The following is a 7,759-nucleotide window of genomic DNA, read 5'->3' as shown; positions in this document are numbered from 1 at the left end:
CGGCGACGGGCGCTTCCGGCCCGGTCGGTGCGGCCACGACTGTCGCGGTTAAAGCCGGCGCTTGCGGCGCGGCCGGCGCGAGTGCGGCCGCAGGCGTTTTGGGAGCGGCCACGGCGGCGGCCACGGGCTTGGCCGTTTCCTCGGCCGCCTCGGCCAGGGACGCCGTCTCGGGCGCGGCAGGCACGGCCACGGCCGGAGCCGCGACCGCCGGGGAGGCCGGCGCGGCGGCCAGACCGAGGGTCATGCGGCCCTGCCGGGCCAGGTCCAGGAGCTTTTCGGGCATGGCGGAAAAGTCCGGGTCGGAAAGGCCATAGCCGGCCGCGCCGATGAGGGCGGCGCAGGCGCAGGCCGCCGCCGCGCGGCGCAGCCATGCGCCCGTGCCCCCCCGGGACTCCCGGGCGGCCCGGCCCACCAGGCCCCAGCCGATGCGACGCGTGCCGAACCCCACGGCCAGCAGCATGGACAAATGGCAAAGCCGCACGATCTTGCGAGGATAGCCCTTGGTCAGACGATGGATGCGGCGCATGGCCAGGGGGGTGAAGACGTTGGGGGCGAGGCCGTCCGGCGCGCAGCGGGCCAGGCGCGTCTCGATCATGCGCCGGGTCTGCCGGCGGTCCAGGGGCAGCAGGCGGTAGCGGAAGTTCACCCGGTCGTCGAGGTTTGGCCGGGCGGCCAGCACGTCCTCGAACTCGTTCTGGGCGAACATGACGATTTGCAGCAGCTTGTGGGTGTTGGTCTCGAAGTTGAGCAGCTCGCGCAAAAGCTCCAGGCAATCCGGGGTGATCTTTTGCCCCTCGTCCACGATGAGCGCCACGATGCGTTCCCCGTCGGCGCTACGCCTGAGCAGCTCTTCCTTGAGGGCGTCCTTTATGGGGCCGGCGTCGCGGCCGAAGGCCGAAGCGTCGCGGCCGAAGAGCCGGCACAGGGCCAGCAGGAATTCCACGGGCGTCGGGTGGTAGGGGTCGTCGAGGAAATGGACCTCTATGCCGGGGTCGGCGGCGAGGATGCGGGCCAGTTCCCGTCCGAGCGTGGTCTTGCCGGTGCCGACCTCGCCGAGCACGACATTGAGGCCCCGGCGCAGGCGCACGGCGATTTCCATGTGCTGGAGGCATTCCAGGTGGGACTTGGCCCGGTAGAGCAGGTCGGGGTCCGGGGAGTTGGAGAACGGTTCCCGGTCGAGTCCCAGGGCAAGGTAATAGCTCATGGTCGTCCTCCTTAGGGCTTCACGACGTCGGTTGCGGCCACGGGTCCGCGCGCCAGGGCCTGCGGGTCCATCCGATCGGCCACGGGCGGCACCGGCGGCACGGGCTTTTCCTTGAGGATCGTGGGCGTGACGAAAATGAGGATCTGTTCCCGTTCGATGGAGTTGCTCTTGGATTTGAAGGCCCAGCCCAGCCCCGGGATGTCGCGCAAAAACGGCACGCCGGACTGGCCGTCGGTGATGGTGTCGCGCGTCAGTCCCGAGATGACGATGGTGTCGCCGTCCTCGACGACCAGAGTGGAGCGGGTCTCCCGCTTGTAGATCGGGGGGTTGCCCTGGACCCAGTTGCTCTGGTTCTCGTCGACCTGGTCGTCCTTGACCACGATGTTCATGCGCAGGTTGCTGCCGTCGATGACGTGGGGCAGCATCTGCAGGCGCAGGAGGGCGTCGGCGAACTGCACGTTGGTGCCGTTTTGCGAGGTGGAGACGTAGGGAATCTTCTTGCCGTTCTCGGTGTAGGCTTCCTTGTTCTCCATGGTGGTGATGGTCGGGCTCGAGAGTATCTTGACCTTGTTGTCCTCGGCCAGGGCGGTGAGCTGCAGTTCGAGCACGTTCTCGCCGATCTTGCCGAACAGGAAGTTGAGGCCCGTGCCGGAAGCGCCGAGGCCGGTGGCGGCCGAAGTCAGGCTGGCCGGGTTGTTGATGGCGAAACCCTGGCCGGAGGTGCCGCCGCCGAAGATGGGCGACAGGGAGTTGGTCAGGCTCGAAGTCCCGGTATTGGTGTTCGTGCCCGTGGAACTCGTGGCCACGGTCGAACCCGCCGTGCCGCCGGTGGTGGTGCTCGTCGCGGTGGTCGAGCCGTTGTTGCCGGAAGTGTTGGTCCCGGTGATCGTGCCCGCCTGGGCCGGCGACATCTGGAAATTGGAGTTCTTGAGCAGGCCGCCCCACTGGAAGCCCAACTGCTGGGCCGTGGTCATGTCGGTCTGCACGATGAAGGCCTTGAGCCTGATCTGGGGACGCGGCTGGTCGAGCTTCTCGATGAGCTGGATGATTTTTTCCGCGTCGGCGTTGGAAGACTGGATGACCAGGGAATTGCTGTAGTGGTCCGGGATGACGAAGCCCTTGAGCAGGCCGGGCTTGTAGTCGCCGAGCGCCGGCAGGGCCGGAGTCGGAGCCTTGGCCGGCTCGGAAACGGAGATGTTCGAAGACTTCACGAGATCACCCGGAGTGCCTGCACCGGTCAGCTTCGACAACTCTGAGAGATTCTTGGTCCCGACACCGGGCATCGCCGCCGTGTTGCCGCACAGCGCGTTGAGCGTCACGGCCATTTCATCCAGATCGGCGAAATTGATCTCGACCTTCCACGTCTCGTAGGGTTCGAGTTCCTTGGCCTTGGCCGCCTCGGCCGCCATCTTGTTGTCGGCCTCCTTGAGCTTGTTCTGCTGCTCCATGTCGGCCAGGGTCATGACCCGGATGATGTCGCCGTCGATGGAATAGGTCAGGCCGTTGGAGACCAGGATGCTTTTAAACGTCTCGTCCCAGGGCGCGTCGGCCACGTTGACGTTGATGCGAAGCCCGCCCTTGTCCTGGCCCTGCCCCTGGCCCTGGCCGCCGCCGGTGGAGCCCGGGATGGAGGCCGAAAGCACCACGTTCTGGTTGGCCGCCCGGGCCATGGCCCGCACCACGGCCACGAGGTCCGTGTCGTACATGCGTAGCGTCACCCGCTGTTTGGGCAACTGCCTCACGGGCTTGGCCTCTTCCCTGGCCTGCTTTTTCGTGCTGATGGCCGCCTGTTCCTTCTCGATCTTGCGCGGCCGCGCCGTGGGAGAATAGCCCTCGGACCGGTTGGCCTGGGTGTCCCAGTGCTGGACGAAGGCGTCCTTTTGAGGCTTTTTCACGCACCCGGGGGCTGCAAGCGACGCCGCCAGGAGCGCGGCGATCACCGCCCGGCCGTACCGATTTCCCTGCATGAAGCGACCTCGCATACCCTTTCTCCCCGCGCGGCAAAGCCCGCGCCTGCCCTACTGGTGCAGGGCGTCCCGCCCCTCGTAGGGGATCTCTATCCGCTGCCCGTTGCCCAGGCTCTCCAGCACCACCATGTCGGGCGTGATGGAGGCCACCTTGTAGCCGCCGCTCTCCAGGGTGTCGCCGACCTGGTATTCCAGGCCGTCCACCACGGCCAGCCGCCCCGTGCCGAGCTCCACGTAGCCGCTGTAATGCGGCCGGGTCACCGGCTTGGCCGCTTCCTGGCCGGCGAAGGGCCTGTCGTAGAACGCCTGGCGCGGCCAGGGCGCGTCGATGGCCGCGACCATGGCCAGCTCGGCCGGGGTGAGCGCCGCGTCCTTGATGGCCGCCATCATGGAGCCGGCCTTGGCCGCCTCGTCGGCGGCGGACGGGCCGGCCGGGTCCTTGGGCGCGACCGGACCGTTGCCGGCCAGGGCGATCCACAGTCCCGCCACGGCGACCACGCCCGTCACGGCCAGGATGATCTTTTCCCGAGAGGTCATCGCCGACTCCGCTTCCCGCCGGTCCCGCTCATTGCACGCCCAGCCAGCACTTCACCGCGTACTCGCGCCCTTCGCGCCCCACCACCGAGGACACGGATTCGATCCGCACCAGGGGAGCGTAGCGGCCAAGGGCCAAGAGAAATTCGCGAAACTTGTCGGGCTCGCCCAAAAGCCCCAGCCGCACCGCCAGCAGGCCGTCGCGCGTCACCGAGGCCGGGTCCGGCGACACCCGGGTCAGGCGTAGCGCATACGGCGCGGCCAGCTCGTCCATGACCATGGCCAGCCGGCCCACGTCGGCCAGGGGCAGCTTCGCCGGCTTTTCCGTCCCGCCCACGGCGGGCAGGGCGGACTGGGCCTTGGCCAGGGACTGGACCACCGGGGCCATCTGGCGGCGCACCTCGAGGGTGGCCTTCAAATGCTCGATCTCCGCGGTCATGGTCTTGGCCTGCCGGTAGTCCGGGATGATGAACATGGCCAAAAACCCGCCGGCCAGGAGCGCGCCCACGACCAGGTAGCCCAGGGTCCGGGGCGGCAGGCGTCTTCTCAGTTCGGCAAGGTTCATGGCCTACTCCCCTCCCAGCGACAGCCCGATGACGAAGCGCAGTCCCGTCGCCCCGCCCTCGAGGGCCTCGAGATCGCTTTTCTTCACGGACGCGTTGGAAAAAAGCGGCGAATTCTCGAGCGCCACCACGTAGCTCGCCAGCATCGAGTCGAACAGCCTGGCGTCGCCGGTGATCATGCCCTCGAGCACGACCCGGGCCGGCGTTTCGACCGCCGCCGGGACCGGGGCGGGCTTGGCCTGCCCGTCCTTGGGCGGCGCGGACGGCGGCCCGAATTCGCTCGTGATGGAGCCCAGGGCCACGCCCTCCGGCGCCAGGGCCAGGGCCTGCTCGAAAAGCCCCACGGCCCTGTTGCGCGAAACGAACGCCCGCAGCGACTCGCGCTTGGAACGCAGCTCGCCCATCAGGCGCGACAGCCCGGCCGGGTCGGCCGCCGCGCCGAGCGCCGCCATCTCCCGGGAAAGCGCCTCCCGCTGCGCGGTCAACGTCCTGACCTGGCTCGCGGCGTCGAAGGAGAAAAAAGCCATGGTCGCCAGCGCCGCCGCCAGCCCGACCAGGCTCCACTGCTCCACCAGCCGCGCCCCCCGCTCGGCCGCCTTGGCGGCGTAGGTGAAAAGCGCGCTGGGCGTGATGGCCTTTTCGGAAAAGGCCAGCCCCAGGGCCTGGGACCAGGTCGGACCGGGAGCCGTCCTCCCCTGCGGGGAGCAGACGTCGGCCACGCGATCGCCCATGGGATCGAGCGGTGCGCAGGGCAGGCCCGTCTGCTCGCCGATGTAGGCCAGAAACGGCGGACTCGCCCCGAGCGGCCCGGAAACCGTCATGCGCGTGACCGCGTCGTAGCCGAGCGATTCCCGGTAATGCTTGAGCGTCATCTCCACCTGGCGCACCAGGCGCGAGGCCACGGGCTCGAGCATGCCCATGACCTCTTCCGGCCCCAGCCCCGCACCGGGGTGGTCGTCGGGCAGGTCCTCGCAGCCGTAGATGATGCCCTCGAAGGCCTCGCGGGCCTGGTCCGGGGACACGCCCGGGCCCGGGGCGACTTCCGCCGCCCGGCCGGCCGCCGGCTCGGGGTCCAGGTCGAGGACCAGGCCGCCGGCGCTGTTGTCGTCCAGGTCCAGCAGCATGGGGCCGGCGATCTCCGGCGAAAGGCTGATGCCGCCGTTTTCCCCGTCGCCCGCGCCGTCGCCCGCGCCGTTGCCCGGGGCGGCGGCCTGGGGCGAGGAGTGCCGGTGGGCGTCCAGGGCCTCCTGCACGGCCTGGATCATGCCGGACATGGAGGTCTTGATGACGCGCACGAACATCAGGTTGGCGTTGGCGTAGATCTCCAGGCGCGACCAGTTCTGGCCCACGTGGAGGTTGGCCGTGGTCGCCGTGGGCTCGGGCACCAGCCGGCGGCGGAACAGGTTCTGGTGGGCGAAGGGCTCCAGGGTGAGCCCGGCCAGGGGGAAGCCGGCCCGGGCGAAATCCCCGCGCACCACCTCCACGGCGTCGCGCGGCGCGGTGTAGGCCATGGCCCCGATCCTGATCGCTCCCTTTTCCGCCACCTCGCCCCGCAGCTCGAAATCGAAGACCACGGCCGCCTCGTCGAAGCCCATGTCCTTTTTGGCCGTCCAGAACACGGCGTTGTCGACCTGGCGCGACGACACCTTGGGAATGGAGACGAACTGAAGATTGGCCCGGGAACTTTGGGCCGCCGCCCAGACCTGCGGCAGGGGGCCGGGACCGCACAGATCGGAAAGCGTGCGGTGCAAAAGGGCCACGAATTCCGGGCTGCCCGGGGCCACACCCTCGGGCACGGCGACCACGACCCTGCCCATGACCTCGAAGCCGGCGTCCCGGCCCCGGATCTTCACGCACACGAGCTGGGTCTGGGAAATGTCCACGCCGACGCTGACGGCTTTGTTTCCGGGCAACAGCCCGGCGAGCAGGCTCGGCCGCCGTCGCCGCGCCGTCGCCCGGACCGCCCCGGCCGTGGCCGCCCTGGCCGCGCCGGAAGCGGGCTTTCGGATCATATCCAGAAGCCGCTGGTTCGGCGTGATCTTCTCGTCCTTGGCCATGTCCCGTCCCCGTTCCCGAAAAAGCGCCCCGTCCTACCCCTGGAGCCGCGTCAGACGCACCACCTCGTCGTGGCTGATGCGCCAGCCGCGACCGACCTTGACCCCGCGAAGCGACCGCCCCTTGATGAACTTGCGCACCGTCTGATCACTGCACTTGAGCAGCTTGGCCACTTCCTGCACCGTGTAGGTCTCCTTGACCTCCGAATTGTTCTCCCGCATCGCCCTCGCTCCTTATCGCTATCTAACGATACCTACGGTCGACTTCGGCCAAAAAAAAACTGCGGCTGTTACCGAACGCCCCGTATGGCGTTTCATTTTCTCATGTTGTTTCGCCGACCGTTCCATTTCGTTAAACTCCCGGCGATCCTGCCCATCGCCGCGCGTCCAGGTCCTTCCCCGCTTTGCCGTCCCGAGAGCCGGCCGCGAGGAGAACCTGACGTTCACCTTACAAAAGCCGTGCCCGCATCGACCGGCCCCCGGTCCGGCGATTCCAAAACCCCCCGCCTCCGTGCTAGGGGATGGCCGTCGGCAACCCCAACCTTCCCGGCGGTCCCATGGCCCAGATCGATGCCTTCTTCAAAATGCTCAAGGAGACCGGCGCCTCGGACCTCCATCTGGCCAGCGGCTCCCAGCCCATGCTGCGCTTAAACGGCCGCCTGGAACGCATCAAATACAAGGTGCTGGAGGTGGAGGAACTCAAGGCCCTGCTCTACGAGATCGCGCCCGAGCGGCTCATCAAGACCTTCGAGGAGACGGGCGACCTGGACTTCGCTTACGCCGCGCCGGGCATCGGCCGCATGCGCGCCAACTACTTCCGCCAGGAGCGCGGCGTCTCCGCCGCCTTCCGGGCCATCCCCGAGGTGGTCCCGACCCTGGCCGACCTGGGCCTGCCCGACATCCTGGCCGAACTGGCCATGCGCCCCAAGGGGCTGGTCCTGGTCACCGGGCCCACGGGCTCGGGCAAGTCCACCACCCTGGCCGCCATGGTGCGCCACGCCGCCGACAACCGCCGCGACCACATCATCACCATCGAGGACCCCATCGAGTTCGTGCACGCCTCCACGGGCTGTCTGGTCAACCAGCGCGAGGTCGGGCGCGACACCCGCTCCTTCGCCGCGGCCCTGCGCGGGGCGCTGCGCGAGGACCCGGACATCATCCTCGTCGGCGAAATGCGCGATCTGGAGACCATCGAACTGGCCCTGGAGGCGGCGGAAACCGGCCATCTGGTCCTTTCCACCCTGCACACCGTTTCGGCGGCCAAGACCATCGACCGCATCATCGACGTCTTTCCCGGCGACCGGCAGGCGCAGATCCGCTCGGCCCTGTCCGAATCGCTGTGCGCCGTGATTTCCCAGATGCTCTTTTCCCGCGCCGATGCGCCGGGCCGGGTTCTCGCCCAGGAGATTCTCCTGGCCAATACCGCCGTGCGCAACC

General features: G+C 68.5%; 7 protein-coding genes. 1 reads left to right on the top strand and 6 read right to left on the bottom strand.

Annotated features, from left to right (window positions below; all coding sequences use genetic code 11):
• From Q1K70_RS18855 to Q1K70_RS18830, 6 genes are all read right to left on the bottom strand, one after another.
• Positions 1-1,204: AAA family ATPase (locus tag Q1K70_RS18855; protein WP_300163075.1), on the bottom strand; the 1,204-nt coding region annotated here is incomplete at its 3' end.
• Positions 1,205-1,215: 11 nt separating this feature from the next.
• Entirely contained in the window at positions 1,216-3,171 is a 1,956-nt protein-coding gene (locus Q1K70_RS18850) for a type II and III secretion system protein (protein ID WP_300163072.1), read from the bottom strand.
• A 51-nt stretch (positions 3,172-3,222) separates the two neighbouring features.
• A complete protein-coding gene (locus Q1K70_RS18845) occupies positions 3,223-3,708 on the bottom strand; it encodes a hypothetical protein (protein WP_300163070.1) in 486 nt (161 codons plus the stop codon).
• 28 nt (positions 3,709-3,736) lie between these two features.
• Positions 3,737-4,270 (bottom strand): hypothetical protein, encoded by a 534-nt coding sequence (locus tag Q1K70_RS18840; RefSeq protein WP_300163065.1) that lies wholly within the window; start codon positions 4,268-4,270, stop codon positions 3,737-3,739.
• 3 nt (positions 4,271-4,273) lie between these two features.
• On the bottom strand, positions 4,274-6,325 hold the full coding sequence (locus Q1K70_RS18835) for a hypothetical protein (RefSeq protein ID WP_300163062.1): 2,052 nt from the start codon (positions 6,323-6,325) through the stop codon (positions 4,274-4,276).
• Between the two features lie 33 nt (positions 6,326-6,358).
• Positions 6,359-6,544: a helix-turn-helix domain-containing protein gene (locus Q1K70_RS18830; protein WP_300163059.1), complete on the bottom strand. Its 186-nt coding sequence runs from the start codon at positions 6,542-6,544 to the stop codon at positions 6,359-6,361.
• A 335-nt stretch (positions 6,545-6,879) separates the two neighbouring features.
• Here Q1K70_RS18830 and Q1K70_RS18825 point away from each other — a divergent pair.
• Positions 6,880-7,759: PilT/PilU family type 4a pilus ATPase (locus Q1K70_RS18825; RefSeq protein ID WP_300163056.1), on the top strand; the 880-nt coding region annotated here is incomplete at its 3' end.

Origin of the sequence: Solidesulfovibrio sp. (assembly GCF_029978005.1) — a bacterium.
Taxonomy (GTDB): Bacteria; Desulfobacterota; Desulfovibrionia; order Desulfovibrionales; family Desulfovibrionaceae; genus Solidesulfovibrio.
This window is presented reverse-complemented; position numbering and strand designations above follow the sequence as displayed.

What these genes read in the sequence shown, in the direction of transcription:
- Q1K70_RS18840 (WP_300163065.1), bottom strand. Translation starts at nt 4,270, where the DNA reads ATGAACCTTGCCGAACTGAGAAGACGCCTGCCGCCCCGGACCCTGGGC.
- Q1K70_RS18845 (WP_300163070.1), bottom strand. Translation starts at nt 3,708, where the DNA reads ATGACCTCTCGGGAAAAGATCATCCTGGCCGTGACGGGCGTGGTCGCC.
- Q1K70_RS18850 (WP_300163072.1), bottom strand. Translation starts at nt 3,171, where the DNA reads ATGCAGGGAAATCGGTACGGCCGGGCGGTGATCGCCGCGCTCCTGGCG.
- Q1K70_RS18835 (WP_300163062.1), bottom strand. Translation starts at nt 6,325, where the DNA reads ATGGCCAAGGACGAGAAGATCACGCCGAACCAGCGGCTTCTGGATATG.
- Q1K70_RS18830 (WP_300163059.1), bottom strand. Translation starts at nt 6,544, where the DNA reads ATGCGGGAGAACAATTCGGAGGTCAAGGAGACCTACACGGTGCAGGAA.